Annotated in this window: 25 protein-coding genes; 22 read left to right on the forward strand and 3 right to left on the reverse strand. The window is 61.2% G+C overall.

Annotation, left to right across the window (positions count from 1 at the left end; genetic code table 11):
• Nucleotides 1-34 precede the first annotated feature (34 nt).
• From EXY20_RS16285 to EXY20_RS16305, 5 genes are all read left to right on the forward strand, one after another.
• Nucleotides 35-1,168: a sensor histidine kinase gene (locus EXY20_RS16285; protein WP_167859286.1), complete on the forward strand. Its 1,134-nt coding sequence runs from the start codon at nucleotides 35-37 to the stop codon at nucleotides 1,166-1,168.
• 88 nt (nucleotides 1,169-1,256) lie between these two features.
• Complete coding sequence (locus EXY20_RS16290) at nucleotides 1,257-1,928, forward strand: response regulator transcription factor (RefSeq protein ID WP_135553018.1); 672 nt, start codon at nucleotides 1,257-1,259, stop codon at nucleotides 1,926-1,928.
• 14 nt (nucleotides 1,929-1,942) lie between these two features.
• On the forward strand, nucleotides 1,943-3,232 hold the full coding sequence (locus EXY20_RS16295) for a sensor histidine kinase (RefSeq protein WP_135553020.1): 1,290 nt from the start codon (nucleotides 1,943-1,945) through the stop codon (nucleotides 3,230-3,232).
• A 164-nt stretch (nucleotides 3,233-3,396) separates the two neighbouring features.
• Complete coding sequence (locus EXY20_RS16300) at nucleotides 3,397-3,609, forward strand: DUF3973 domain-containing protein (RefSeq protein WP_135553022.1); 213 nt, start codon at nucleotides 3,397-3,399, stop codon at nucleotides 3,607-3,609.
• A gap of 96 nt (nucleotides 3,610-3,705) precedes the next feature.
• On the forward strand, nucleotides 3,706-5,064 hold the full coding sequence (locus EXY20_RS16305) for a nucleotide sugar dehydrogenase (protein ID WP_135553024.1): 1,359 nt from the start codon (nucleotides 3,706-3,708) through the stop codon (nucleotides 5,062-5,064).
• Nucleotides 5,065-5,091: 27 nt separating this feature from the next.
• Here the strand turns inward: EXY20_RS16305 and EXY20_RS16310 are convergent, their stop codons facing one another.
• Together EXY20_RS16310 and EXY20_RS16315 are read right to left on the reverse strand one after the other, a co-directional pair.
• The gene (locus EXY20_RS16310; RefSeq protein WP_135553026.1) at nucleotides 5,092-5,823 is read right to left on the reverse strand and encodes a VOC family protein; all 732 of its coding nucleotides are present in this window, start codon (nucleotides 5,821-5,823) and stop codon (nucleotides 5,092-5,094) included.
• Entirely contained in the window at nucleotides 5,823-6,605 is a 783-nt protein-coding gene (locus tag EXY20_RS16315) for a MerR family transcriptional regulator (protein ID WP_207671286.1), read from the reverse strand. The genes EXY20_RS16310 and EXY20_RS16315 overlap by 1 nt, the downstream gene beginning before the upstream one ends.
• Before the next feature lie 197 nt (nucleotides 6,606-6,802).
• Between EXY20_RS16315 and EXY20_RS16320 the strand changes: the two genes are divergently transcribed.
• From EXY20_RS16320 to EXY20_RS16350, 7 genes are all read left to right on the forward strand, one after another.
• Nucleotides 6,803-8,281 carry an ABC transporter substrate-binding protein gene (locus EXY20_RS16320; RefSeq protein WP_135553028.1) on the forward strand — a complete coding sequence of 493 codons (1,479 nt, stop codon included), beginning with the start codon at nucleotides 6,803-6,805 and terminating at the stop codon, nucleotides 8,279-8,281.
• Nucleotides 8,282-9,061: an ABC transporter ATP-binding protein gene (locus EXY20_RS16325; RefSeq protein WP_135553031.1), complete on the forward strand. Its 780-nt coding sequence runs from the start codon at nucleotides 8,282-8,284 to the stop codon at nucleotides 9,059-9,061.
• Nucleotides 9,021-10,082, forward strand: a complete 1,062-nt coding sequence (locus EXY20_RS16330; protein ID WP_135553033.1) for an efflux RND transporter periplasmic adaptor subunit — start codon at nucleotides 9,021-9,023, stop codon at nucleotides 10,080-10,082. The genes EXY20_RS16325 and EXY20_RS16330 overlap by 41 nt, the downstream gene beginning before the upstream one ends.
• Nucleotides 10,083-10,087: 5 nt before the next feature.
• Nucleotides 10,088-12,859 (forward strand): ABC transporter permease, encoded by a 2,772-nt coding sequence (locus EXY20_RS16335; protein WP_167859287.1) that lies wholly within the window; start codon nucleotides 10,088-10,090, stop codon nucleotides 12,857-12,859.
• A gap of 36 nt (nucleotides 12,860-12,895) precedes the next feature.
• The gene (locus EXY20_RS16340) at nucleotides 12,896-13,765 is read left to right on the forward strand and encodes an ABC transporter ATP-binding protein (RefSeq protein WP_135553368.1); all 870 of its coding nucleotides are present in this window, start codon (nucleotides 12,896-12,898) and stop codon (nucleotides 13,763-13,765) included.
• Between the two features lie 316 nt (nucleotides 13,766-14,081).
• Nucleotides 14,082-14,702: a hypothetical protein gene (locus tag EXY20_RS16345; protein ID WP_135553037.1), complete on the forward strand. Its 621-nt coding sequence runs from the start codon at nucleotides 14,082-14,084 to the stop codon at nucleotides 14,700-14,702.
• 402 nt (nucleotides 14,703-15,104) lie between these two features.
• Nucleotides 15,105-15,335, forward strand: a complete 231-nt coding sequence (locus EXY20_RS16350; RefSeq protein WP_135553039.1) for a hypothetical protein — start codon at nucleotides 15,105-15,107, stop codon at nucleotides 15,333-15,335.
• A 92-nt stretch (nucleotides 15,336-15,427) separates the two neighbouring features.
• Here the strand turns inward: EXY20_RS16350 and EXY20_RS16355 are convergent, their stop codons facing one another.
• The gene (locus EXY20_RS16355) at nucleotides 15,428-15,802 is read right to left on the reverse strand and encodes a helix-turn-helix domain-containing protein (protein ID WP_135553041.1); all 375 of its coding nucleotides are present in this window, start codon (nucleotides 15,800-15,802) and stop codon (nucleotides 15,428-15,430) included.
• 524 nt (nucleotides 15,803-16,326) lie between these two features.
• Between EXY20_RS16355 and EXY20_RS16360 the strand changes: the two genes are divergently transcribed.
• The 10 genes from EXY20_RS16360 to EXY20_RS16400 all read left to right on the forward strand — a co-directional run bounded on the left by EXY20_RS16360 (nucleotide 16,327) and on the right by EXY20_RS16400 (nucleotide 25,195).
• Complete coding sequence (locus EXY20_RS16360) at nucleotides 16,327-16,782, forward strand: hypothetical protein (RefSeq protein WP_135553043.1); 456 nt, start codon at nucleotides 16,327-16,329, stop codon at nucleotides 16,780-16,782.
• The gene (locus tag EXY20_RS16365) at nucleotides 16,779-18,083 is read left to right on the forward strand and encodes a glycosyltransferase family 4 protein (RefSeq protein ID WP_135553045.1); all 1,305 of its coding nucleotides are present in this window, start codon (nucleotides 16,779-16,781) and stop codon (nucleotides 18,081-18,083) included. The genes EXY20_RS16360 and EXY20_RS16365 overlap by 4 nt, the downstream gene beginning before the upstream one ends.
• Nucleotides 18,083-18,388, forward strand: coding sequence for a helix-turn-helix domain-containing protein (locus EXY20_RS16370; RefSeq protein WP_135553047.1), 306 nt, complete (start codon nucleotides 18,083-18,085; stop codon nucleotides 18,386-18,388). Before EXY20_RS16365 ends, EXY20_RS16370 begins: the two co-directional genes overlap by 1 nt.
• An 82-nt stretch (nucleotides 18,389-18,470) precedes the next feature.
• On the forward strand, nucleotides 18,471-19,226 hold the full coding sequence (locus EXY20_RS38990; RefSeq protein ID WP_167859288.1) for a hypothetical protein: 756 nt from the start codon (nucleotides 18,471-18,473) through the stop codon (nucleotides 19,224-19,226).
• Nucleotides 19,223-19,528: a PqqD family protein gene (locus EXY20_RS38995; protein WP_167859289.1), complete on the forward strand. Its 306-nt coding sequence runs from the start codon at nucleotides 19,223-19,225 to the stop codon at nucleotides 19,526-19,528. Before EXY20_RS38990 ends, EXY20_RS38995 begins: the two co-directional genes overlap by 4 nt.
• 96 nt (nucleotides 19,529-19,624) lie before the next feature.
• The gene (locus EXY20_RS16380) at nucleotides 19,625-20,380 is read left to right on the forward strand and encodes a YveK family protein (RefSeq protein ID WP_135553049.1); all 756 of its coding nucleotides are present in this window, start codon (nucleotides 19,625-19,627) and stop codon (nucleotides 20,378-20,380) included.
• The gene (locus EXY20_RS16385; protein ID WP_135553051.1) at nucleotides 20,358-21,038 is read left to right on the forward strand and encodes a CpsD/CapB family tyrosine-protein kinase; all 681 of its coding nucleotides are present in this window, start codon (nucleotides 20,358-20,360) and stop codon (nucleotides 21,036-21,038) included. Before EXY20_RS16380 ends, EXY20_RS16385 begins: the two co-directional genes overlap by 23 nt.
• A 4-nt stretch (nucleotides 21,039-21,042) precedes the next feature.
• Nucleotides 21,043-22,962, forward strand: coding sequence for a polysaccharide biosynthesis protein (locus tag EXY20_RS16390; protein WP_135553053.1), 1,920 nt, complete (start codon nucleotides 21,043-21,045; stop codon nucleotides 22,960-22,962).
• Entirely contained in the window at nucleotides 22,959-24,020 is a 1,062-nt protein-coding gene (locus EXY20_RS16395; RefSeq protein WP_135553055.1) for a Gfo/Idh/MocA family protein, read from the forward strand. Before EXY20_RS16390 ends, EXY20_RS16395 begins: the two co-directional genes overlap by 4 nt.
• A gap of 14 nt (nucleotides 24,021-24,034) precedes the next feature.
• Nucleotides 24,035-25,195 carry a DegT/DnrJ/EryC1/StrS family aminotransferase gene (locus EXY20_RS16400; protein WP_135553370.1) on the forward strand — a complete coding sequence of 387 codons (1,161 nt, stop codon included), beginning with the start codon at nucleotides 24,035-24,037 and terminating at the stop codon, nucleotides 25,193-25,195.
• Nucleotides 25,196-25,246: the final 51 nt, after the last annotated feature.

A 25,246-nucleotide genomic window follows, 5' to 3' on the forward strand; every position in this document is an offset into this window, starting at 1 on the left:
ACCGCTCACTAAAGCCATGGGAGTGGAATCATTCATGAACGACAACGTCAAGCTGATGAACGAGGTGTTCCTGCATAAATCCGAACTGATCGGAACGTGGGTGCACGCCGTTCAAGACGCTCATCCCGAGATGAATAGCATCACCGATATGCCCGTTTACGGCGCTTTATTGTTCGATATAATCATGGACCCGACTTTGCCGGTCGAGCTGCATGCGTTATTTGCCGAATTTCCCGGCTGGTGCAAAACGTTTACCGAATCCGGCATTACGTTGTCCGCCGCGCTGCACGGCCATCATCTGTGGTGGGACGTCACCGACGCATTCGTGGAAACGGCAACGGGCGCTGCGGACAAGGAAAAGTACAATTTGCTGCGGCTCGTCACCTCCCGTCTGCATGCGATCGAACGATACGTAACCGATTTATTTTGCATGCAGGCGGAAATTGCTGACGGCGACAAGGAGCTTCGCATCGACGAGCTGAACGAGGAGCGGCTGAATGTCATCGGCAAAATGGCGGCCAGCATGGCGCATGAGGTGCGCAATCCGCTAACGGCGGTCGGCGGGTTTATCAAGCTGATCCGCTTTCATCTCCCCCCGGAAGCGCTGGAACGAGTGGGCAAATACATCACGTTCCTCGAAGAAGAATTCCACACGATCAACATGCAAATTACCGGCTTCCTCAGCTTGTCCAAAAAACCGGTAATCGAAGAAAACCCGGTTTTCATCTCCATTCAGCAATTGGTCGACTCGGCGCTCGTTTCCATTCGCCCCCGTCTGGAAAACGAAAATGTACACGTGTCCGCCAGTACGCCCAAATACATTCGGCTGCACGTACAGAAAATCGCCATCCAGCTCGTCTTGTCCAACTTGCTGCACAACAGCATCGACGCCCTGTCGAACACACAATCGCGCAAAGAAATTACGATCCGCGGCTTCGAGGACGATGCCTGCACGTACGTCCGCATCGCCAACAATGGGCCGGAAATTCCCGAAGAGCTCAAGGCCGGCTTGTTCTCGCCATTCGTCACCGGCAAAACGGACGGGACTGGCCTGGGACTTGCCATCTGCAAACAAATCATGAGCAAAAACGGCGGCAATATCACGTTTACGTCGAATAAGCGGGAGACGGCGTTTATCCTGTCCTTTGAGAAAAAGTCGATTTCGTAAAAAGCGGCGTTTCGACATTCTAACCAAATTTTAATGATGGCGTCTTATGATGGGGGGAACCTGAAGTTTGCCGGAAAAGAGGTGCCCCTTGAAAGTTCTCGTAGTCGAAGACAATGTTGCTCTGTTGCAAGCGATCGTTGCGATTTTTCGCGAGGCGGCGTATCAGGTCGATGAAGCGGATCACGGCGACGACGGCTGTTTCCGGGCGGAGCAAGGCATTTACGATTTGATCGTGCTCGATGTGATGCTGCCCGGATTGAGCGGTATTGACGTCATTCGCCGGCTGCGTGCGAGAGGCATCCGTACGCCGGCGCTGCTGCTCACGGCGCGCGATTCGGTGGAGGACCGGGTAGCCGGCCTCGATGCGGGCGCGGACGACTACGTGGTGAAACCGTTCGCCGTGCCGGAACTGCTCGCCCGGGCGAGAGCGCTGCTGCGGCGGCAGGGCGGGCTGGTGGAAGGCGAATTGGCGTTCGACCGCTTGACGCTGAAACCCAAGCTGCTGGAAGCGTTCTGGTGCGGCGAACCGCTGCGGCTCACGGCCAAAGAGTACGATGTGCTGGAATATTTGCTGCTGAACAAAGGGCAAATCGTCACCCGCGACATGCTGTTCGACCGGATCTGGGGCTTCGATTCGGACACCGGCAACGGCATTGTCGACTTGTATATACATTATTTGCGCAAGAAGCTGGCGCCATATGACGGCGCGCCTGCCGTCCAGACCGTCCGCGGCATCGGCTACATGCTGAAATTAGCGTAAGGGGAGAAGGCGCAATGTTTCATCGGACGAGCTTGCGGCTGACGGTGTTGAATGCGGTCGTTTTTTTCGTCATTTTGCTCGGATTTAGCGGCATCGTGTATGCGACGGTCCAGCACCATTTGCTGCGGAAGGTGGACGCGTCGCTGACCGGCAACATCGGGGCGAAGCCGGCGGTGTTTATCGAGAATCAGAAGCTAATCGGCAGCACGCAAGCGGTGATGAAGATCGCGCCGCTGCAAGCGGATGTGCGGATGATTACGCTATTCTGGAACGCCAGGGGCGAGCCGACGGGCGATTTGCCCTTCGATAAGGAAAGCACTACCGGGTTCGACTTCAACGCTTTTCGCGGCTTGCCCGAGGACGACAAGCCGCGCACCGTAGAGTCGTCGGGGCACAGCTACCGCGTGCTCACGCATCGCGTCAAAACTGTCAAGACCGGCGAGCCCGCGCCTTCGGACATTGTCGTGACGCAAACGATCATCAACATCGATCCCGAGCTCGGTATGATGCGCAGCCTGCTGTTTATCATGGGCATTGCCGTGATTGCCGGAGGAGGCGCGGCGGTTATGGCCGGTTCCTATTTGGCGCGGCGGGCGCTTGTGCCGATCCGCCTGTCGTGGGAGCGGCAGCAGCAGTTCGTCTCCGACGCCTCGCACGAGCTGCGTACGCCGCTGGCGGTCATACGGGCGAATACGGAGCTGCTGCTGCGCCATCCGGACGAGACGATCGAAACGCAGAGCGACACGATCTCGTCCATGCTGAAAGAGACGAAACGGCTCAGCAAGCTCGTTGCGTCGCTCTTGACGCTGGCGCGCAGCGATTCGAACCAGTTGGAGCTGGCGAAGAAACGGCTGGAGCTGACGAAGGTGCTGCACGACGCCGCGGCCAAGTTTGCGCCGCTTGCCGCGTTCAAAGGCATCGACATGTCGATCGACGTGGAGGAAGGGCTGCATGCCGTCGGCGACGAAGAGCGGCTGCAGCAGCTGTGCGTCATCTTCCTCGACAACGCGCTTAAATTTACCGAGGCGGGCGGTACGATCCGCTTCATCTGCAAACGTTGCAGCACCGCTGCGACGTTGGTGATCGAAGATACGGGGATGGGCATCGCCGGGTATGAGCTGCCGTACATTTTCGATCGTTTCTATCAAGGCAGCCGCTCGCGATCGCGAACCGACAGCGGCAGCGGACTGGGGCTGTCGATCGCCAAGTGGATCGTCGAGAAGCACGGCGGTACGATCCAGGCCGACAGCGAAGTCGGCAAAGGCACGCAGTTCGCCATTTCACTGCCGCTGGTGGCGGGGTGACCTGTCTGCGAATGGCAAGCGCACACAAGCCTGCCGGCAGCAGCCGACAGGTCGTTTTTTTTGATTGACACGAGACAATTTGTATCATAACATGGTGTTACAAGTTACATATCGTATCTAAAAATCAAACCCGCTGCCATCATGCGGAGAGGAGCCACATACCGATGGTCAATCGGATCGATACCCGCGTTTATTGTTTGAATTGCAATCGGCTAATAGCGCGCGACAAGGCGGACGTTGTGTTTAAAACCGGCTTCTATCAAACGGTTTATCCGCTCGCACTTTGCAGCAGCTGCGAAAACCCAAGCGCCCGGGAATCGGCGAGAGTCGGCGAACTGTATGCGACGGCGGAAATGTTGCCCCACGATCGGCTTTAACGCGGAAAAAGCCGGAAACAGGCGCGTGCGCAGCTGTTCGGATACACATTGTATCTTTCGTCTGCATATGGATAGGGGAGAAGGAAGTGATGGCGCATGGTGAAAAAGCTGTGTGTGCTCGGCATGGGTTATATCGGTCTCCCAACGGCGCTAGTGTTTGCCGATGCCGGCATCGAGGCGGTCGGCGTCGATACGAACGCGCGGATCGTGGCCGATTTGAACCGGGGCGAGGTCCAGCTTGAGGAAGCCGGTCTGGAGACCTTGTACCGCAGCGTACGCGCGCGGCATTCGTTCCGCGCCGGCTTGGCGCCGGAGCCGGCCGACGCATTTATCGTCGCCGTGCCGACGCCCGTGCACCCTGATCGGACCGCCGATCTCCGTTTCGTCGTCGCCGCGATTCGCTCGATTGTCCCCGTGCTGCGTCCCGGCAACCTGGTCATTGTGGAATCGACCGTTCCGCCGCGCACGACGGAAGACGTTGTGGCGCCGCTGCTGCAGCAAGCCGGGTACACGATCGGCGACGATCTGTTTCTCGCGTATTGTCCGGAGCGGGTGATGCCGGGCAATATGTTGCGCGAATTGGTCGCGAACAGCCGCATTATCGGCGGATACGACCCGGCCTCGGCGGCACGCGCCGCCGAATGGTACCGCGTTGTCGTCAAGGGGGAAATCGTCGAAACAACTGCCGTAACGGCGGAAACGACGAAACTGATGGAAAATACGTACCGCGACGTCAACATCGCGCTTGCCAACGAGCTGGCGATTGTGGCGGCGGCGATCGGCGTCGATGCGCTGGAAGCGATCCGCTGCGCGAACAAACATCCGCGGGTTCATCTCCATTCGCCAGGACCGGGAGTCGGGGGACACTGCATCGCCGTCGATCCTTACTTCATCATCGAACAGGCGCCGTTCCTGACGCCGCTTATCGCAACGGCGCGCCACGTCAATAACGGCATGCCCGAATTCGTAGTGGCGCAGGTGCTCAAATTGGCGGGCGACCGTGCCCGCAGAAGCTTATCTCCCGGTCCGGTTGCCGTGTTCGGGCTGACGTACAAGGGCAATGTCGGCGACATTCGCGAAAGCCCGGCGCTCGAGATCGTCCGACTGCTGGAAGAGGAAGGTTTTGCGGTCAAGGCGCATGACCCGCACGTGAAGCCGGCGGACGCTCCGTTCCCGCTGTACGGTGCAAGCGAGGCGCTGCGAGGCGCCTGGTGCCTGCTCGTGCTGGCGGATCATCGCGAATTCGCCGGGCTCGCCGCTGCGGCGCTGGACGGCATGGCCGACAAGTGCGTCATCGACACCAAACATTGCCTGCGGTTCGCGCCGGAGGACGGTGTGCGGCTGTATCACTACGGCAACCTGTTCGAGCTTCGCCAGTTCGAAGAGTCCGTCTGGGTGGAACCGCAAGTCGCCGCCGCAGACGAAGACGAAGACGAAGGCGAGACGAGCGCATAAGTTGTCGTCGGCAATGAACAGCCGCGATTACTCTTTTTCCTCCACCAGCCCCATTTCCCGTCCCTCCGGATCGATGAAGCTGAAGCCGAATCGGGTTTCGTCACGAACAAGCGGCGTTACCCGGACCCCTTTATCCAGCAAATAGTGGTAATCCGCCACGGCATCCCGCGTAGCAAAATCGCAAAACCGGTGATGGACCAGCCCCCCCGGGGATTCGAACAACGTAAAAGGAACGCCGCGAAGGCAACACATTCTGGCATGAGGCGACGAAGCCGTCTCGAGCGTAAAATCGTATTCGATTTCCGCTCCGAATACGTCGAGATACCACGCCAGCGATTGCTCGAGGCGAGTCGAGCCCATAAATATGCCGTCCATGCGAAAATAGTTGTTCGGGTGCGGCCGCCATCCCGGGTCGCTGATGACGGCGATCGGATTCCCGTCCGGGTCGAAAAAGTTGAAGTCGACATAATGGTGCCAATTCACCGGCTCCGTAGCCCGAACCGCTTGCCGTGTCAGTTCGCCATGCGCAAGGCGGGCGTCATTGCATTTGAAATGGAACGGACTGCTCTCGTAAACGTTTCTTTGCGATGTTTCGACCAGGACTACGGCTCCGCCTTCGGGGAGCTTTACGCTTGGAAAATCGCCGTACGGTACGCCCGTCATCCCGAAATGCCGTTCGAACCACGCCGCCGAGCGCCGGGCGTCCGACACGGTCAAATATACACCGCGCAGCGCCGTTACGTTTAACCGATGCGTCATCATCCTTCATCCCCTTTGCCCAGTCCCCGGCTCAAAACCGGGATCATCAGCGTATAGTCCGTTTCGTCCCGGAAGGCGATCTTCCGGAGCGGTTCGCCCACACTTTCGAACTGGAATCGTTTGATCGTTGCCAGCATCGGTTTGCAGGAGTTTGGCATCTCCCATGTGCAGGCCATCGTGGCAAACAGCGTGGGAGGAAACTTCTCCAGCCGCCCGCCTTCCGGACAACGAGTCGAATTCTCCCATATTAACCCGATTTCTGCTTCGGTCACCCGAGCCTCGTTTCCCGGGGAAGGGAAGCGCAAGTATGCTGCGCGTTCGACCGTTTCGTTCGGCGCGATCCTTTTCTCCTGGATGCGTTGCGCCGTTTGTGAGAAGGAAGCGCTTCCTCCGTCATCATCCCGCACCGGGAACCAAACCAGCGTGCGGCTGTTTTCCCAGTGCACGAGATGCATTCGTTTCGCTCGGGAATCGAAGCCCTGGAGAAACTGGTGGGCGATTTTCACCGACAGCAGCTTCGTTTCGGCCATGCTCCGCCACTCGGCAAGCAGCTCCTCTTTTCGTTCGGGCGTTGCCGCCAGAAACTCCCTGATCCCCGCCATGCTGACGTCGGCTTGCCGGAGACTGTGAATGAGCCGCGCCGTCTCCACCTGCGAATCGGCATACTGCCGATAGCCGTTTGCGCCCCTGTTGCCGGGAACGATCAGCCCAACTTCTTCGTAATAGCGCAATATTTTGGGCCGGAGCCCCGTTCGTTCGCTGAACTGGCTGATCGTCATCATACCCGGCTTCTCCTTGTGCGTTCGTCGGAACGTCCTGCTTCCAGTATAAAGGTTCCCGCTGCCGGAAGGTCAATACGTTTTTAGAATGAAAGGAGGCAAATCCCCCTATTACCGGTCACCGCCGAAGCAAAGCTTTTTCTAAGAAATCGTCCCTATACTGGTCCCTATGGCGAACAATCGATAGGAGGACGGTAGCGATGAAAAGGATTTGGAAAACGGCGGCGGCTGCGACACTGATCGCCGTGCTGGCGGCGGGCTGCGGCAGCGAGAGCGGAAGCGGGACGGGAAATACGTTCAAATCGTTCGATGCAAACGACAAGGCGACGATTAAGGTCGCGTACATGGACGCGGAAGCGTTCAACATGCAGTACGGCAATTTGTTCAAGATGAAGTTTCCGAACGTAACCGTCGAAGTTGTATCCACGCGCGAGACGATGGGACAGGGAGTGGATCCTGCGGAAGCGATGGAGGAATTGCTCGACAAAGAGAAGCCGGACCTGGTCATGCTGACGCCCGCGCAGTATGAGGCTTTGGCGGCGGACGGCAAGCTTGCCGAGCTGGAGGCGATGATGAAGCGCGACAAGTTCGATCTCGACGACTTCGTTCCCGCCGTCACCGACCTGCTCCGCGTCAAGGGCGGCGGCAAGCTGTACGGCATGGCGCCGACGTTTGGCGGCAAAGCGTTGTATTACAACAAGGATTTGTTCGACAAATACGGGGTACCGTATCCGACCGACCAGATGAGCTGGGAAGACGTGCTTCAGTTGGCGCGGCGGTTTCCGACCGACGGGCAGGGGGATGCGCGCATTTACGGGCTGCACCAGCCGTCCGGCGTGACGAATCCGTTCGAGCTGGCAACGTCGATCGGCATGGCCAAAGGGCTGGCGTTCGTCGATTACGACAACGCCAAGCTGTCGGTGAACACCGCCGACTGGAACAAGGTGGCGAAGCTCGTCGCCGACGCGTACAAATCGGGCAGCGTGTCGGTGCCATCCGCGCAAAATGCCGGCGGGCTGCCCGGAGGCGGCGGAGGAGGAGCGAGCGGCGGCAAAACGATTGTCATGATCGGCCCGGATACGTTCAAGAACGACGTGTTTTTGTCCGGGCGGGCGGCGATGATGGTCGACAGCGACAGCACGATCAATCTGATGGGCATGGCCGGCAAGGTGAAAGCGCCGTCCGACAGCAGCAAACCGCTCAATTGGGACGTCGTGACGATGCCGGTGGATGCGAGCAATCCCGATGTAAGCAGCGGCTTCACCGTCGGGCAAATTGTGGCGATACCGGCGCAGGCGGCGAATCCGTCCGCAGCGTGGGAGCTGTGGAAGTTCATCAACGGCGGCGAGCTGGCCAAGATGGGCTCGCAAGGCATCATGATCGGCGGAAACGGCACACTGCCGAGCCGCAAGTCGGCGCTGCAGGCGAAGTTTACCGACGGCCGCCATATGGAGGCGTTCTACAAGCTGAAGGCGGACGAGTCGTCGCTGGCGCAGAAGTATCCGGCCGGTTTCCTCGAGCAGTGGAACACGATTGCCGGCGAACAGATGAAGGCGGTCATCAGCGGCGGCAAAACGGTTGAAGACGCGCTCAAGACGATGCAGGACAAAGGGCAGGAGCAGCTGAGCAAAACCAAGCTCGAAGAGAAAAACAAGCAGGAACAGAAAGAGGCGAAGTAGATGCGTGCGCGGCTCAGATTGTGGGGGCGGTCGGACGGAGGCGCAAGCGCGAACGGTTCGGCGGCCGGCAAGGAGCCGGAAGCGTTGGCAAGCGCGCACGCGGAGCAGCCGCTGCTCGAAGCGGCGGGCGTTACGCGCAGCTTCGGCGTCGGCGGCGCCAGGCTGGACGTGCTGCGCGGCGTCGATATCGCCCTGATGCCGGGGCGGCTTGTGATGCTGCGCGGCCGGTCCGGCTCGGGCAAAACGACGCTGCTCAACCTGCTCGGCGGGCTCGACGTGCCGACCGGCGGCGAAATTCGTTTCCTCGGCGAGCCGCTTCATCGGCTGGGCGACGCCGAACGGACCCGCATCCGGCGCAAGCGGATCGGCTTCATTTTTCAGGCGTATGCGTTGATGCCGATGCTGTCGGCCTATGAGAACGTCGAGTTGTCGCTGCGGCTGGCCGGCGTGCCGCGGGCGGAGTGGAAGCGGCGCACGGCGCAATGCCTCGAGCTGGTCGGGCTCGGCAAACGCGCGTCGCACCGCCCGTTCGAGCTGTCCGGCGGCGAACAGCAGCGCGTTTGCATCGCCAAGGCGATCGCTCACAAGCCGCTGCTGCTCTTGGCGGACGAGCCGACGGCCGAGCTCGATTCGATCATGACCCGGCGGATGATCGACGTGTTTCGTGCGATTATTGCGGACGAAGGAGCGACGGTATGCATGACGACACACGACGCAACGATTGTGGAGGAAGCGGACCATGTTTATGAAATGGCGGACGGCGCGCTTGCTACCGGTTAGCGCCTATGCGCGGCGTCTTGCGCTTGCGGCTGCTGCGGTGTTCTTGCTTGCCGCTGTCGCCGGCTGCGGGCTGCTGCCGCAGGCAGAGGAAGCCGAAACGATACCGCCGGTCGTGCCGCCGAAAATATCGCAGAAGCCCGCGTACGAGGTGAAATCGGGCACGATCGAGCAGTTGACCAAAGGGACCGGCAAGCTGATGTCGCTCGCCGAGGAGGAGCTGTATTTTGTCGAAAGCGGGCGGCGCATCAGCGACTTGTTCGTCAAAAGCGGCGATACGGTCAAAGCCGGCGACCCGATTGCGCAGCTGGACATGGGCGACCTCGACGCGCAAATCCGGCAGAAGGAAATTCAGCTGCTGATGGCGCAGGAGGACGTCAAACAAACGATGCGCAGCGCCGGCAACGACGGCAGCGACGGCGCGCTGGCGACCCGAACGAAGCTCGATTACGAGCTGAAGCAGGAAGATTTGAACCGGCTGAAGGAAACGCTGCGGGAAGCGACGATTCGGGCGCCGTTCGACGGCACGATCGTTTCCGTGCACGCGAAAAAAGGCGACATGGCGAGCGCATACGGCAAAATCGCCGTCATCGCCGACTATTCCCGCCTGACGGTCGCCGCCCAATTCGGCAGCGACGACTTGAAGCGGCTGGCGGTCGGCATGAAGGCGACGGTCGAGATCAACACGGCCGGACGTTACGAGGGGACGATCGCGCAAATGCCGAGCGCCACGGCCGAAGCGGGCAGCGACACGATCGACAGCTATGTCGTCGTGCGTCTGGACAAGCTGCCGGACGGCGTCAGCCGCGGCACGCCGCTCACCGTCTCCGTCGTAACGCAGCGCAAGGAACAGGCGCTGATCGTGCCGTCCTCCGTCCTGCGCACGCATGCCGGACAAATGTACGTCGTGGTCGACGACAACGGCAGCAAGCATGAAGCGAACGTCGAAGTCGGCATCCAGACCGCAACGGAAGCGGAAATTGCGAGCGGATTGACGGCGGGACAGAAAGTGGTCGGGAAATAATGGCGATGCTGCGATTTGTGCTGCGCAAGATGCGCCAGACGGCCTGGCACACGTTCGCCGTCTGGGTTGGCCTGACGATTGCGGTCGCCGTAGCGGCAAGCGTGCCGATGTACGCGTCCGGCTCGCTGGCGCGTCTGACTGCGGATGCGCTGAAGCAAGCCGCCGGAGGATTGCCGGCCGGTTCGCTGTCGGTCCGGTATCAGCGCGCCGGCAACGAAGCCGTCGACCCGGCCAAGCTGGCGGCCGTCGACGAATATGTGCGCCTGCAGCTTCCCGCCCGGATCGGTTTGCCCGTGCTCGCGGCGTCGCTGGTTCGTTCGCTGCCGCCGGCGCGGCTGGCTCCCGTGGATCCGGGCGCTGCTGGCGACGGCAAAGTGCGGCAGATGGAGCTGGTTGATCGGCCCGAGCTTGCCGGACGCATCGAGCTGACGGCCGGCCGTTTGCCGGCGGCGAGCGGCGATGCCGTGGAAGCGATTGTGTACGAGGAAGCGTTGTATCGCGCCGGGATGCGCGTCGGCGACGAGTTCGCCTATACGGCGCCAAGCGACAAAGGCAATGTGCGGCTGACCGTACGCATCGTCGGCAGCTTCCGGCCGAAGGACGAGGCCGACCCGGTCTGGGGCGGCGGCGCCGACGAACTGATGAACGATCTTGTAGCCGATACCGGCGTGTTCGAGAAGGAGCTGATGCAGCAGAAGCGGCTGCGGCTGTTCGCCAGCGTCTGGTACGCGGCTTACGATCTCGGCGGCATGAACGACGCCCGCCTGTCGAGAGCCGCCGGCGCGCTCGACAGGCTCGACGCCGATCTGGAGAAGCTGCTGCCGCATACCCGCGCGGAGCTGACGTTTCTGCCGCTGCTGGCGGACATCAAGCGCAGCGGCGACAAGCTGCAGGCGATGCTGTTCGCACTGGCCGCGCCGCTGCTGGCGATGGTGCTGTACGCGATCGCGATGAACGCCCGGCAATCGATCGAGCGCCAGCTCGGCGACATCGCCGTGCTGCGCAGCCGGGGCGGCAGCAAGTGGCAGATTGCGCTTGTGTTCCTGCTCGAAGGGCTGCTGCTCGGCGCGCTTGCGCTGGCGGCCGGTCCCTGGCTCGGCATGCTGCTGGCCAAAGCGATCGGAGCGGCGAACGGCTTTCTCGCCTTCCAGGGACGAAAGGCGCTGCCGGTCGCCCTGTCGCCGCGCGCTTTCGGCTACGGCGCCACAGCTGTTGCGCTCGCGCTCGCCGCCGGTTTGCTGCCGGCGCTGGCGGCGGCCCGCCAGTCGATCGTCGGCTACAAACGCAAGCTGGCGCGCACGGAGCGCAAGCCGCTCTGGCACGTCGCTTACCTCGACGTGGCGATGCTCCTGCTGGCCGCGTACGGCTGGACGCTGCTGCGCAAGAGCGGGCTCGCCGCAATGGCCGCCGGCGGGGCGGCGGGCGAGCTGCAGCCGGCGCTGTTCGTGATGCCCGCGCTGGCGATTGCGGCGGCAGGACTGTTCTGCCTGCGCCTGTTCCCCTTGCTCGTGCGCGGGCTGCTTGCGGCGCTGCACAAGCGGATGAGCGTGCCGCTCTATTTGACGCTGACGCGCTTGTCCCGCTCGGCGCCCGCCTACTACCCGCTGATGCTGCTGCTCGTGCTGACGCTTGGGCTCGGCGTCTACAACGGTTCGGCGGCGCGCACGATCGACCGCGCCGACGTCGATCGCACCGCGTACCGGTACGGCGCCGATCTGGTGGTGAAGCCGATCTGGGAGAGCTACTCCGAGGAGGTGGCGGCGGAGGGCGAATCGCAGCAGGTGTCGTACACGGAGCCGCCGTTCGAGGCGTTCCGTTCGGCGCCCGGCGTCGCTGCGGCGGCGCGCGTGCTGCAGGCCGAAGCCAAGGCGGCGGCCGCCGGCAAGTCGCTCGGAGCGGCGCGGCTGTTCGGCATCGACAATGTCGATTTTGCTCAGACTGCCGTCTTTGCCGACAAGCTGCTGCCGCATCATCCGAACGTGTACCTGAACCTGCTGGCCGCTTACGAACAGGCGGCGCTGCTGTCCGCGCCGTTCGCCGAGCGGTACAACATCAAGCCGGGCGATACGGTAACCGTTTCGTACCAGCAGACCGACATCGAGTTCGTCGTCGCCGGCATCGTGCCGTACTGGCCGACGCTTGATCCGGACGACAAGCCGTTTCTTGTCGCCAATCTCGACTACATTTACAGCCAGGTGCCGCTCGCTCCGTACGACGTATGGCTGCATATGCAGGAAGGCGCGAAGGCGGCGCCGGTCATGCAGGCGCTCGAACGGGCGCAGATCGGCGTCGCCGGCGTATCGGACTTGCGCGGGGCGCTGATCGGATTGGCGAACGACCCGCAGCGCAGCGGCATGTTCGGCATTCTCAGCCTGGCATTTCTGGTGGCGGCACTTGTCACGTTTGCCGGCTATTTGCTCTATTGGACGTTCGCGTTGTCCGGCCGGCTCGTGCAATTCGGTTCGCTCCGGGCCGCAGGCCTGCGCAGCGGGCAACTGACCGTCATGCTGCTGCTCGAACAGCTGCTGACCGCGGGAACGGGCATGGCGCTCGGGCTGTACATCGGCCGAGCGGCCGTCCGGCTGTACTTGCCGTTTCTGCAAACGGGCGCGCCGGAGGCGCAGGCGCCGCCGCTGCGAATTATTTTTGAAGGCAGCGATACCGTGCGCATGTACGCGATTACCGGGACGATGATGGCAGTCGGCGCCACGCTTCTGGTGCTGCACATCCGCCGCATTCGCGTGCACCAGGCCGTCAAGCTGGGCGAGGAACGATAGGATGGGCCAACAAGGAGGCGCGCCGCCGTGAATCCGATGATCGAATGCGAGGAGCTTGTGAAAATATACAAAAGCGAGGCAACGGAAGTCGTTGCCCTGCAAGGGTTGTCGCTGCGCGTGGAAGCGGGCGAGCTGATGGCGATCATCGGCTCAAGCGGCAGCGGAAAGTCGACGCTGCTCAGCATTCTCGGCGGGCTCGATCGCCCTTCGGCGGGCAAGGTGCGCGTTGCCGAGCGGGACCTGCTGCGCGCGACGGAAATCGAGCTGGTGCGCTACAAGCGGCATGCGGTCGGCTTCGTCTGGCAGAACAACGCGCGCAATTTGCTGCCGTACCTGAGCGCGCTGGAGAACGTGGAAACCGCGATGATGCTCGCCGGCCGCGTCGACCGTGCTTATGCGCTGCAGCTGCTGGAGCGGGTCGGCCTCGGGCATCGCGTCCGCAGCAAGCTGCGGCAGCTGTCCGGCGGCGAGCAGCAGCGGGTAGCCATCGCCATAGCGCTGGCCAACCGGCCGCCGCTGCTGCTGGCCGACGAGCCGACCGGTTCGGTCGATTCGGCCACCTCCGATCTGATCATGCAGCTGTTTCGACGGTTGAACCGCGAGCTCGGCGTGACGATTGTCATCGTGACGCACGATTTGTCGCTGGCGCGCCAGGTCGACCGCGTTGTCGCCATTCGCGACGGCTTGACGAGCGCCGAACTGATCCGTCCGTCCGTGCGTCGGACAACCGGCGAGACTGCCTTGGCGGAAGCGGCTTCAGTATCGCACGACGAGTTCGTCGTGCTGGACCGCGTCGGCCGGCTGCAGGTGCCGGCGGCGATGCTGGAGGCGCTTGGCATAAGCGGCAAGGCGCATCTGGAGCTCGACGGCGACAAAATCGTCATTCGCCCGCCGAAGCGTCCATAACCGACTCCTTCCCCAGGCATAGGGAAATACAAATAGGCTGAAATAGGCCATGAAAAATGGCTTATTGGCCCCGTTTTGGCTGTCACGTCGTGAATAGCCAGTGAAAACACTGGCTATTTGGGCCAGATGGCTCCAATCGCGTCACATTTGCGCGAATAGCCAGCAAAAACACTGGCTATTTTGCTGCGACTGCCTTCTTTGTGCGAAATAGGCCAAAAAACATGGCTTATATCGCGAACCTCCCGCCCGGCAGGTGGCGGATCGTCTCCGCATGGTATACTAAAGCAGACCAACCATACCGGAAGGGGCTTTGTTCATGTCGATCGAAGATCAGCTGGCTTCGTCGCTTGGCGAGCGCGGGGAAGAGCCGAATATCGCGCTGGCCGAACGAATCGCCGCAAGCGGCGACGCCGCCGCCGTCGCCGAATTGATCGGCCTGCTGCGCGGCCGAACCAAACCGGCGCAAAGCGACAGCATCAAGGTACTGTACGAAATCGGCGAACGGGCGCCGCACATGATCGCCGGCGAAGCGGAGACGTTCCTCGCGCTGCTGGCAGGCAGCAACAACCGACTCGTCTGGGGCGCGATGACCGCGCTGGCGGCGATCGCCCGCGTGCGCCCGGAAGCGGTCGCACCCGCGCTCGATACGATCGCGGACGCCGCGCGCGACGGTTCCGTCATTACGCGCGACCAGGCGGTGCGCATCTTTGCGGCGCTGAGCGCGGACGCGGACGACCGCTATCCCGCGGCGTGGCGGCAGCTGCTCGTCCAGCTGCGCAGCTGTCCGCCGAACCAGCTGCCGATGTATGCCGAGCTGGCGCTGCCGGCGGTTCGCGCCGAACGGGCGGCAGCGTTCGCCGCCGCGCTGGCCGCACGGCTGGACGACGTGGCCGGCGCCAAACGACGGCGCGTGGAGAAAGTGCTAGGGCGTGTTTGAGAACCCCGAAGGAAGCAGATTGTGCCGAATTTTCGTTCCATGCAAGGAAGTTTTGCGCAGGCTTACCGTGGGTCAGTCCAGCAAAACTGACGCAGCAGGGGGCGAAAAGGCGGTGCAAGATGCCACTGAGCGGGTTTTCAAACACGCCCCACCAATTGGCAAAACGGAGCCAGTCATGATCGACAGGCGCCGTGTTGCTGTTGAAATTTGTATGCGCTTACACGTGGCGATGGCGAACAAACCTGCCGCAACCGAAACCGTTCGACAAAAATAGAACCGAAATTTCCGAAACTCGTCCCACCAATTGACATTAAATTCCGTGCGGTTTCGTTATAATACGAATTGCGATTGCAACAGGACAAGTCACGGAGTCGAGAATGAGATTGTGAGGGAGCGCTGTTAATGGGCAATGGAAACGGCAAAACGGTTTTGGACGTGCGTCGCGTATTATCCGAGCTAGGCATTCCGTTCGAACGGTTCGAACAATGGAACGGCAAGGCAAGCGCTCCTCGGCAACTCCCGCTGGCGGACCATTGTATCGATGAGCATAGGGCAGTTCCCTATTGGGCGGAGTCGGAGTCGGCGGCTTCGCGCGAAGAAGCGTTGCAGGCGGCGTCGCAAGCCGAACGATAACGCTTACACGTTGCCTGACAAAAAAACCTGCCGCTCTTCCCCGCGATTCGCGCGGAAGGGGCAGGTTTTTGACTGAAGAGGCGGAGGTTTTCTCATCCTTGGTTGATCGACCGGTCGGCGCGGATGAAGGCAAGGAAGCGTCGCGCTTCTTCCGGCGTCAGCGGCTGGCCGTCAATCGTAAACGAATATTTGTCGAGCAGCGCCTGATCGGAAAGCTCCAGCCGTTCGGCGAACGCGCGCGTCTCTGCGGTCTGGTCTATTTGCGGCTCGCTGCTGCGGCCGAGCAAATAGTCGACCGTCACTTTAAAATAATCGGCGATCTTCTGAATCGTGGCATAGTCCGGTTCGCGCCTGTTGTTCTCGTAATGGGATAAGGCGGCGCGCGTGATGCCGACGCGTACGGCCAACTCTTCCTGCGTCAAACGCCGTTCGTCCCGCAGATGTGCGATGCGATTGCCGTGTTTCATCGAAACGGATCCTCCTAATCCCGGACTGATGGTACGTAATGTCGCAGTGGGCATGTAAAATCATTATACAACAACTTGCCGCCCAAACGCGACAAGCATTTGCGAACGGCACGTTACGATTCACAGTTTCGTCCATTTCAACGCTTCGATAGTCCCGGGTCTTGAAGACACTTTGGAGCAATAGTGGAACCGACTTCCGCTAAGGCGTGTTGGAAGACCAATGTTGGAGGAATAGAGGAATCTTTTTCCGCTATTCGGTGCTTAACAGCCAACTTTGGAGCAATAACGGAATCTCCTTCCGCTATTCGGTGCGCAACAACCAACTTCGAAGCAATAACGGAACCTCCGTCCGCTATTTACATGGCACCGTGTCCCAGCAGCAGGGTGACTGTGAATAGTAACAACGGAACGCCGGCGGCGCGGAGGAAACGTACGATTTTTCTTGACAAGTTACAAAACGTATCTTATTGTGAGGGTATAATGATACATATCGTAACAGAAAGCGAGGAGCAGGTGATGAAACCATGCAGGTGGAACAATCGGGCAAAAGTTCGCATATCCCGTTGAAAAGCTGCGAATCACTATACGGCGAGCTGCGGATCGTGCGGATCGGCGACCGGCTGATTCGCACGGGCAAAGCGATTATCGACGTGGAAAAAATAAGCTTGAAAGGCATGCGTTTCGAGTGCGATTTCCGCTTTCCGGTCAATCCGCAAATCGGGTTCGCGTTTACGATCCGCATTATGGACGAGTTCGCCTACATGCCGGGTACACTCGTCTGGAGCGAAAAACAAGGCGTCCGCTTCGAATACGAAGCGGTGTTTCAAACCAGCGAGCCGATGCGCAAGCAACTGCTGCGGCTGTTGTACCAGCTGGCGATGCAATCGATTCCGGCGTATCGGCAGGCCGACTATTACTACCATTTCCTTGACGACTCGACGTTCGATTTGCGGCGCGGGCGGGTTCATTTCCTCGCATGACGACGACGATAACGAAACAAGTGTCGATCGTCGCACCGTTTACGCTGCTGCCGGGCGAAGCCGGGTTCAACCGGTTTCGCTACATTACGGAGCAACTGGTTCAACGCGGGCATGAAGTGACGCTTATCACGAGCAGCTTCAGCCACACGGAAAAAAAGCAGCGCGACCCGGTCAAACTGGCGCAAGCGGCGTCGGCGAACGGGTTTCGGCTTGTGCTGCTGCACGAGCCGGGGTATCGCACGAATGTCGGCCTCGCCCGCATCCGCAGCCATCGCGCGTTCGAGCGCGAAACGCGGCGTTATTTTGCCGCCCTGGACGCAAGCGGCAGCAGGCCCGACATCATTTACGCCGCTTACCCGCTGATGGGCGCTGCGCGGATCGCCGGCGAATATGCCAGACGGCGCGGCATCCCGTTCATTCTCGACATCCAGGACGTATGGCCGGAGTCGATCAATGCCGTGCTGCAGCTGCCGCTCCCGCTGCTCAAGCTTGTCGTGTACCCGCTCACGCTGTACGCGAACTATGTGTACCGGCTGGCCGATTACCTGGTCGCCGTTTCCGAAACGTATGCCGGTCGCGGCGTGTCCGCCAACCGGCGCGCCAAGGAAGCGCGGGCGGTATATATCGGCACGGACCGGCATTATTTCGATCGCTGCGCATCCGCACATACACTGTCGGACAAGCCGGACGACGAATTCTGGCTTACTTATATCGGCACGCTCAGCTTCAGCTACGATATGGAAACGGTGATCCGCGCGGTTGCGCTCGTAGCGGCGGAAGACCGTCAGCGCAAGCCCGAAGCGAAACGCGTCGTGTGCAAAATTTTTGGCGGCGGTCCGCATGAAAGCCGTTTGCGCGAGCTGGCGGTTTCGCTTGGGGCGCCGGTCGAGTTCATGGGCACGTTGCCTTACGAACGGCTCATTCCGTACTTGGTTCGTTCGGACGCGGCGGTCCATGCAATCAACGGCGGTTCCCAGGCCAGTCTGACGAACAAGCTTGGCGATTATTTGTTTGCCGGACTGCCGATTCTGAACAGCAGCCGGAACGAGGAAGTGCAGCGCCTGATCGGCGGGGAGCGCATCGGCTTCAACTATATGCCCGGGGATGCGAAAGCGCTTGCCCATTACATCCGCTTCCTGCGCGAGCAGCCGGAAACGGCGGCCGGCATGGGGCGGAGCGCAAGGCAAATCGCCGAACGCAGCTTCGACCGGTCGGTGACGTACGGGCACATCTTCCGCATGGTGGAGCAAGCGGCGCAACCGGCGCAACCGGCGCAACCGGCACGGGAGGTGACCGGCTGATGGGATTCGGCAGCAGAATCGCCTATCTGCGGGAAACGCGGCAGATGACGCAGGAGGAACTGGCGAATCGGATCGGCATTACGCGGGCGTCGTTGTCCCATTACGAAAACGACCGCCGGGAGCCCGATATCGAAACGATGCGGGCGATCGCCAGCTTTTTCCGCGTCAACGTCAATTATTTGTTCGGCGAAGAGAGCGGCGACAAAAGCAAACGCTGCCCGTCCGGCGAACAGCGGGCGGTCAAGCTGCTCGGCTATCATATCATCCATTTCCGTCATTGCGTCGTGCCCGGCCGCCTGCTGTAACGGCCGGGGTCGGCAAGCCATTATGCCCCACAGAAAGGAAGGGCCTATGTTCCGCTATTTCGCTATCATCGGTGAACATCGGGTGGTGATGACAACGTCGTCCGGCGGCATCTACACCCGGCTGTGCCAGCTGTTTCCGCCGCCTTCCGAAGGTGAAAGGCGCCAGGGCGCCGAGTTCCGGTTCGATATCGAAGTAGGCTACGGCGAACCGTTCGACCGTCACGACGTGCGGATTGCGGACGGCTCTGACGGCGGAGTCGTGTTTGCGCGCAGCGATTACCGCGTGAAGCTGGACGCCGGATTCGCCGTGGCCGACTTGCGTTTGCACGACGAACAGGCGCTGATGCACGCGATTGTCAATGCGTACGGCGCCATCCTGATTCACCGCGAATGGGGCTTCCTGCTGCAGGCTTCGTGCCTGGTCGACCGCAACCAGGGCTACTTGTTCGCCGGCAAGGCGGGAAGCGGGAAGTCCACGGTAGCCGATCTGTCGTTTCCCCGGCCGGTGCTGGCCGACGAAATTGCGCTGGTGCGCGTCAGGGGAGAAGCGATCGCCGTCGGCGATTCCCCGTTCCGCAGCGCCATCCGTTCGAAGGGAGACCCTGTCTTTTACCCGCTGCGCGCCTTGTATGTGCTGGAACCGTCGCTGCGGGTCGGGCAAGTGCAGCTGAAGCAGTCGGAAAGCATGCTGGCCGTACTCGATCATCTGTTCTTCTGGTCGCGCGACAACCGCGAAGCGCTCAAGCTGCTGCGGCTGTGCAAGGAACTGACCCGGAAAGTGCCGGTGCGGCGGCTTTATTTTCAAAAAAACAACTTATTCTGGGATGCGATACGATGAGCGGAATATACCGCAAGCACACGAATCTGGAATCGATTGCCGTCGGCGACGAATGGGTGGTGCTCCACCTCGGTCAAATGACGATTACCAAGTTGCACGGCCTGGTCAGCTTCATCTGGTCGCTGCTGGAGAACGGCAGCGGGGAGACGCTGGCCGATATTGTAAGGGCGGTAGACCGGCATTACGATTTGCCGGACCATGCGGCGGAAGCCGATGTGCGTGCGCTGCTCGGCGAGCTGATTGGGCTCGGCTTGCTGGAATACAGGAAGCCCGGAACCAAAGGGGTGAAAAAAAACGCTTGACACGATACATAACGTATCATAAATTAGAGCTATAATGATACATAATGTATCTGAATCAAAAGCACGATCATTCCCTTTCTGGAGGTTCGGATAGCCATGGAATTCGATATGAAACTGTTTCTCGCGCTGGTTCGCAAACGGCTGCTGCTTCTCATAGCGGTAACCGCCGGCGCCTGCATGCTGACGGCCTATTTGAGCACCTCCTTGCTGACGCCCAAATACGACGCCACCACGAAGCTGATGATCGGCACGGCGGCCGGCGGCGAGCGGAGCATCACCGACATCAACGAAGTGCAGGGCAATATCAAGCTGACGGAAACGTACAAGGAAATTTTGACGTCGCCCCCGGTGCTTGAGGCGGTTGCCTTGGCGCATCCCGAGTTCGGCCTTGACGCGGAGAAGCTGGGCAAGCTGATTACCGTGCATTCGGTGAACGAAACGCCGGTCATGATCGTGACGGCAAGAGCCGAAACTTATGCGCGCGCCGCCGACATCGTCAACGCGGTGGCCGCCGGATTCCGCAGCCATGTGCCCCTTGTCATGGGCGTCGACAATGTCAAAGTGTTGAACGAAGCTTCAATCATCGGAAAGCCTGAGCCAGCAAGCCCGAATGTGGAGCTGAATGTGATGATTGCGGCGATCGTTTCGCTGATGGTTATGCTGGCTGGCGTATTCCTGATGGAATATTTCAACGACAGTATTCGTTCGGAGGAAGATCTCGAGCGGTTCGCCGGCATCAAGACGCTCGCGGCTATCGGCAAAATCCGCAAAAAAGACGTCGCGGCCTCCGATTCGAAAAAAACGAACAAGAAAGTAGGCGACCCTACCAATGCCAATGTTTCGCTCCATTGACCGCTATCCGCTGGTGTCGCAATCGAACGCGGATTCGCCGCTGACCGAAATGTACCGGGCGCTGCGCACGAAGCTGCGGATTATCGGCAACGGGCAACCGGCGCAAGTGTTGGTCGTCACTTCGGCCACCGCCGGGGAAGGGAAATCGCTGACGACGGCCAACTTGGCCATCACGTTCGCACTCGAAGGCAAAAAAACGCTGATCGTCGATGCGGACATGCGGAAGCCGGCGCTGCATCAGGCGTTTCTGCGCGCGAACCGGGTCGGGCTTGCCAGCGTGCTGGATGAGTCGTGCACGGTATCCGAGGCGATTCGCACGACCGACATCGATCGCCTGCAGCTGGTGACGGCGGGCAATCCGCTGCTGAACCCGGCGGAGCTGATCGGTTCCGGGCGGATGCTGAAGGTGGTGGAAGAACTGCGCGGGATGTACGACGTCATCCTGATCGATTGTCCGCCTCTGCTGACGACTAGCGAAGCGCAGCTGCTGTCGCTGCTCGCCGACGGCGTGCTGCTTGTCGTGCGCAGCGGGAAAGTGAAACGGCGCGCGGTGGAGCGGGCGAAGAGCATGCTGGAACAATCCGGCGCGCGCTTGTTCGGCGCCGTGCTCAATCATGTCGGCAAACATCCCGGCGATGTTCGCTATTACGGAACGTAACGCCATGAGCTATCCGAAAAAACTGGTCTCTTTTCTCCTCATCGATATGGGGTTGGTCGTCGCGAGCGTTTATTCCAGCTATTTTCTTCGCTTCAACAGCTTTACGCCGGACGATTATTTGCAGCAGTGCATCCTGTATGCCGTCATTTCGGTCGCCGCCACGGCGGGCTGCATGCTGGCGTTCCGGCTGTACCAGCGGATCTGGCAATACGCCAGCGTAACGGAAGTCGTCGCGATTGTCAAAGCGATTGCGCTCAGCTGCGCCCTGTCCTACGCGCTGACCGCGCTGCTGAGCGGCAAGACGGTGCCGCTAACGGTGTTCGTGCGTACGTTCGAAACGATGCTGCTGCTGATCGGCGGCGCGCGTTTCGTCCTGAGGCTCATTCCGAGCGGCCAGGCCAAACGGCAGCACATGCAGAACGCGAGCGCGCAGCAGAACGCGATTATCGTCGGCGCCGGCGACTGCGGCACGCTTGTCGCGAAGAAGCTGATCGGCAACAAGGATGCGTTGATGACGCCGGTGGCGTTCATCGACGACGACAGGTCGAAACACCATCAGGTCGTGTGCGGCTTGCCCGTCTGGGGCGGCAAGGAGGCGATCGCATCGGCCGTCCGGCAATTTGAAGCGAGCCATATTATTATCGCCATGCCTTCCGGATCGCGGAAGCAAATCAGCGAAACGATCGCCATCTGCAAACAAACGCCGTGCATGCTGAAAATCATTCCGAAAATCGACGATCTCATTCACGGCAAGCTGTCGGTCAGCCAAATCCGCAACGTCGACGTGGAGGACCTGCTCGGACGCGATCCCGTCACGTTGGATACGGCCGGCATTGCCGGCTACATCAGCGGCAGAACGGTGCTCGTCACCGGTGCCGGCGGATCGATCGGCTCCGAGCTGAGCCGGCAGATCGCCCGGATCGGCCCCAAGCGGCTGCTGTTGCTCGGCAAAGGCGAAAACAGCATTTATGCGATTGAAATGGAACTGCGGCAGCAGTATCCCGCGCTGGCGCTCGAGACGGTGATCGCCGACATTCGCGACGCGGCGCGAGTCGACGATGTGTTCCGCCGCTTCTCGCCGCAGGTCGTGTTTCATGCCGCCGCCCACAAGCATGTGCCGCTGATGGAGCGCAACCCGGCGGAAGCGATCAAGAACAATGTGTTCGGCACGAAGCATGTCGCCGACTGCGCCGATCGTTACGGCACGGAGCGGTTCGTGATGATTTCGACCGACAAGGCGGTCAACCCGTCCAGCGTCATGGGCGCAACAAAACGGATTGCCGAAATGTACATTCAAAATCTGAATGGCACAAGCGAGACAAGATTCGCCACCGTCCGCTTCGGCAACGTGCTGGGCAGCAGAGGCAGCGTCATTCCGCGGTTCAAGCAGCAGATCGCTGCCGGCGGCCCGGTGACGGTGACGCATCCCGACATGATTCGCTATTTCATGACGATTCCGGAAGCGGTGCAGCTCGTCATCCAGGCGGGGGCGTTCGCCGAAGGCGGCGAAATATTCGTGCTCGACATGGGCAAGCCGGTGCGCATCGTCGATCTGGCGAGCGACTTGATCCGGCTGTCGGGCTTCGAGGCGGGCAAAGATATCGACATCGTCTACACCGGCATCCGCCCCGGGGAGAAGTTGTATGAAGAGCTGCTGCTCGACGACGAGGAACTGACGGCAACGAAGCACCAGCGCATCTTCGTCGGCCGGCTGTCGGGCGTGTCGCGCCCGGCGCTCGAGCTTGCGCTCAAGCGGCTGGAGAAGGCGGCGCTGGAGGACGATGCGTCGATTCGCGCTTCTCTGCGGCTTGTCGTACCGACCTACGAAGCGCCGGCGGAGCGGGCGACGGTCGAAATGGCCGCCGGCGCAGAGCCGACAGGCAATAACACGCGAAACGGGAATGCGGGAGGGACAAGCAAATGAAAGTTGCGATTATCGGCTGCGGCCATATCGCCCACAAACACGCGGAAGCGATCCGGCTGACGGAGGGGATGACGCTGTGTGCCGTATGTGATACGAATCGTATCACGGTCGAGGCGTTTGCCTTGCAATACGGGGCCGACGCTTACACGGATGCGGAAACGATGCTGGGCCGCAAGGATATCGAGCTGGTGTGCATCTGCACGCCGAGCGGCTTGCATGCGGGGTTGGCGGTGATGGCCGCCGAAGCGGGCAAACATCTTGTCGTCGAGAAGCCGATCGCGCTGACGCTGGCGGACGCCGACGCGATTGCGCTCGCTTGTCGCCGTCACGGCGTCAAATGCGCCGTCGTGCATCCGAACCGGTTCCGCCCGGCGATCGTGCAGCTGCGCCGGGCACTTGCGGAAGGACGGTTCGGCAAGCTGAGCCACATCAGCGCGAACGTGCGCTGGAACCGCAACCAGGCTTACTACGATCAGGCGTTCTGGCGCGGCACGAAAGCGTATGACGGCGGCGTGCTGATGAACCAGGCGATCCATCAACTCGACTTGATGCTGTGGCTGATGGGGCCTGTCGCTTCCGTGAAGGCGATGACGGCCACCCGTCTGCGCAAAATGGAGTGCGAGGATGTCGGCATCGCCGTCGTCGAGTTCGCCGGCGGCGCGCTCGGCGTCATCGAGGCGGCGGCTACGGTGTATCCGCGCAATTACGAAGAATCGCTTGCCGTGTTCGGCGAACGGGGGACGGCGGTGATCGGCGGCGCGACGGCGAACTGGATTCGCCACTGGTCGTTCGAGGATATGGAGCCGGAAGCGGCGCAACGTTTCCTCCAGGAAACGAACCGCGATCCGTTCGGCGTGCCCGGCCATCAATGCATCATCGCCGACATGAGGGACGCCGTGCGCGAAGACCGCGAGCCCGCCGTGACGGCCGAGGACGGCCGCCGGGCGCTGAAGCTTGTGCTCGACATTTGCCGCGGAGCGGGGGACGAGGCCGAAGCGGAAGCCGCTTCCGCCGCCGCTCCGGGCAGCGATAATCGATGGGAGGAAACCGCCATATGAATACGGCGCTGAACATGCTGAACCAATCGAACAACGGTCAGGCCGGCGGGCCGGAGTCGGCCCCGCGCGAAGTGCCGCTGCTCGACCCGTCCCTGCAGTACGAATCGCTGAAAGAACCGCTGCACGAAGCGATCCGCGGCGTGCTGGAGAGCGGCGTTTACATCATGGGGCCGGCCGTGGCCGGCTTCGAGGAAGCGGTCGCCGACTATTGCGGCGTCAAACACGCGATCGGCGTGGCGAACGGCACCGACGCGCTGCTGTTGACGCTGGACGCGCTCGGCGTCGGGCCCGGCGACGAAGTGATTACGACGCCGTTTACGTTCTTCGCGACCGCCGAAGTCGTGTCGCGGCTCGGCGCAACGCCGGTGTTCGTCGATATCGAGCCGGACACTTACAACATCGACGCGGCTCTGCTGGAGCAAGCGATCACCGCACGGACGAAAGCGATCCTGCCGGTACATCTGTTCGGCCAGCCGGCCGACATGGGCGCGATTATGGCGATCGCCGAACGGCACGGGCTGTTCGTCGTCGAGGACGCCTGCCAGGCGATCGGCTCGCGCTATCGCGGCCGGGCCGCCGGTTCGATCGGAACGGCGGGCTGCTTCTCCTTTTTCCCGACGAAAAATCTTGGCGGCAGCGGCGACGGCGGTCTGATCGTCACGAACGACGACGAACTGGCGCAGCGCATCCGCGTGCTGCGCGTACACGGCAGCAATCCGAAGTATTACCACGCCGTCGTCGGCTACAACAGCCGGCTCGACGCGCTGCAGGCGGCGATGCTCGCCGTGAAGCTGCCGCATCTCGACGCCTGGAACGCCGCGCGAAGGGAACGGGCGCTTGCGTACCACGAAACGTTGTGGGATTTGCCGATCCAGCTGCCGGCGGAAGCGGACGACCGCTACCCGGTGTACCACCTGTACATTATCCAGACCGACCGGCGCGACGAGCTGCTGCGCTACCTGGCTGAACGCGGCATCGCCTCAGGCGTGTATTATCCGGTGCCGCTGCATCTGCAGCGCGTGTACGAGCCGCTGGGCTACGGCATCGGCAGCTTGCCGGTTGCGGAGCGGGCCGCGCTTGGCACGATGGCGCTGCCGCTGTATCCGGAGATGAGCGACGAGCAGCAGGAATGCGTCATTATGGCCGTGCGCCAATTTTTCGCCGAACGCGGCTGAACCGGTCCCGTGCGCATACGGGCGGGCCTATTTAAGGAGAGGGGACTGAAT

The organism is Paenibacillus cymbidii, assembly GCF_004764705.1.
Taxonomy (GTDB): domain Bacteria; phylum Bacillota; class Bacilli; order Paenibacillales; family NBRC-103111; genus Paenibacillus_AN; species Paenibacillus_AN cymbidii.

Bases quoted from the DNA above. Each gene is read 5' to 3' on its own strand.
- EXY20_RS16285 (WP_167859286.1), top strand. From the start codon at position 35: ATGAACGACAACGTCAAGCTGATGAACGAGGTGTTCCTGCATAAATCC.
- EXY20_RS16295 (WP_135553020.1), top strand. From the start codon at position 1,943: ATGTTTCATCGGACGAGCTTGCGGCTGACGGTGTTGAATGCGGTCGTT.
- EXY20_RS16300 (WP_135553022.1), top strand. From the start codon at position 3,397: ATGGTCAATCGGATCGATACCCGCGTTTATTGTTTGAATTGCAATCGG.
- EXY20_RS16305 (WP_135553024.1), top strand. From the start codon at position 3,706: ATGGTGAAAAAGCTGTGTGTGCTCGGCATGGGTTATATCGGTCTCCCA.
- EXY20_RS16310 (WP_135553026.1), bottom strand. From the start codon at position 5,823: ATGACGCATCGGTTAAACGTAACGGCGCTGCGCGGTGTATATTTGACC.
- EXY20_RS16315 (WP_207671286.1), bottom strand. From the start codon at position 6,605: ATGATGACGATCAGCCAGTTCAGCGAACGAACGGGGCTCCGGCCCAAA.
- EXY20_RS16320 (WP_135553028.1), top strand. From the start codon at position 6,803: ATGAAAAGGATTTGGAAAACGGCGGCGGCTGCGACACTGATCGCCGTG.
- EXY20_RS16325 (WP_135553031.1), top strand. From the start codon at position 8,282: ATGCGTGCGCGGCTCAGATTGTGGGGGCGGTCGGACGGAGGCGCAAGC.
- EXY20_RS16330 (WP_135553033.1), top strand. From the start codon at position 9,021: ATGTTTATGAAATGGCGGACGGCGCGCTTGCTACCGGTTAGCGCCTAT.
- EXY20_RS16335 (WP_167859287.1), top strand. From the start codon at position 10,088: ATGCTGCGATTTGTGCTGCGCAAGATGCGCCAGACGGCCTGGCACACG.
- EXY20_RS16340 (WP_135553368.1), top strand. From the start codon at position 12,896: ATGATCGAATGCGAGGAGCTTGTGAAAATATACAAAAGCGAGGCAACG.
- EXY20_RS16345 (WP_135553037.1), top strand. From the start codon at position 14,082: ATGTCGATCGAAGATCAGCTGGCTTCGTCGCTTGGCGAGCGCGGGGAA.
- EXY20_RS16350 (WP_135553039.1), top strand. From the start codon at position 15,105: ATGGGCAATGGAAACGGCAAAACGGTTTTGGACGTGCGTCGCGTATTA.
- EXY20_RS16355 (WP_135553041.1), bottom strand. From the start codon at position 15,802: ATGAAACACGGCAATCGCATCGCACATCTGCGGGACGAACGGCGTTTG.
- EXY20_RS16360 (WP_135553043.1), top strand. From the start codon at position 16,327: ATGCAGGTGGAACAATCGGGCAAAAGTTCGCATATCCCGTTGAAAAGC.
- EXY20_RS16365 (WP_135553045.1), top strand. From the start codon at position 16,779: ATGACGACGACGATAACGAAACAAGTGTCGATCGTCGCACCGTTTACG.
- EXY20_RS16370 (WP_135553047.1), top strand. From the start codon at position 18,083: ATGGGATTCGGCAGCAGAATCGCCTATCTGCGGGAAACGCGGCAGATG.
- EXY20_RS38995 (WP_167859289.1), top strand. From the start codon at position 19,223: ATGAGCGGAATATACCGCAAGCACACGAATCTGGAATCGATTGCCGTC.
- EXY20_RS16380 (WP_135553049.1), top strand. From the start codon at position 19,625: ATGGAATTCGATATGAAACTGTTTCTCGCGCTGGTTCGCAAACGGCTG.
- EXY20_RS16385 (WP_135553051.1), top strand. From the start codon at position 20,358: ATGCCAATGTTTCGCTCCATTGACCGCTATCCGCTGGTGTCGCAATCG.
- EXY20_RS16390 (WP_135553053.1), top strand. From the start codon at position 21,043: ATGAGCTATCCGAAAAAACTGGTCTCTTTTCTCCTCATCGATATGGGG.
- EXY20_RS16395 (WP_135553055.1), top strand. From the start codon at position 22,959: ATGAAAGTTGCGATTATCGGCTGCGGCCATATCGCCCACAAACACGCG.
- EXY20_RS16400 (WP_135553370.1), top strand. From the start codon at position 24,035: ATGCTGAACCAATCGAACAACGGTCAGGCCGGCGGGCCGGAGTCGGCC.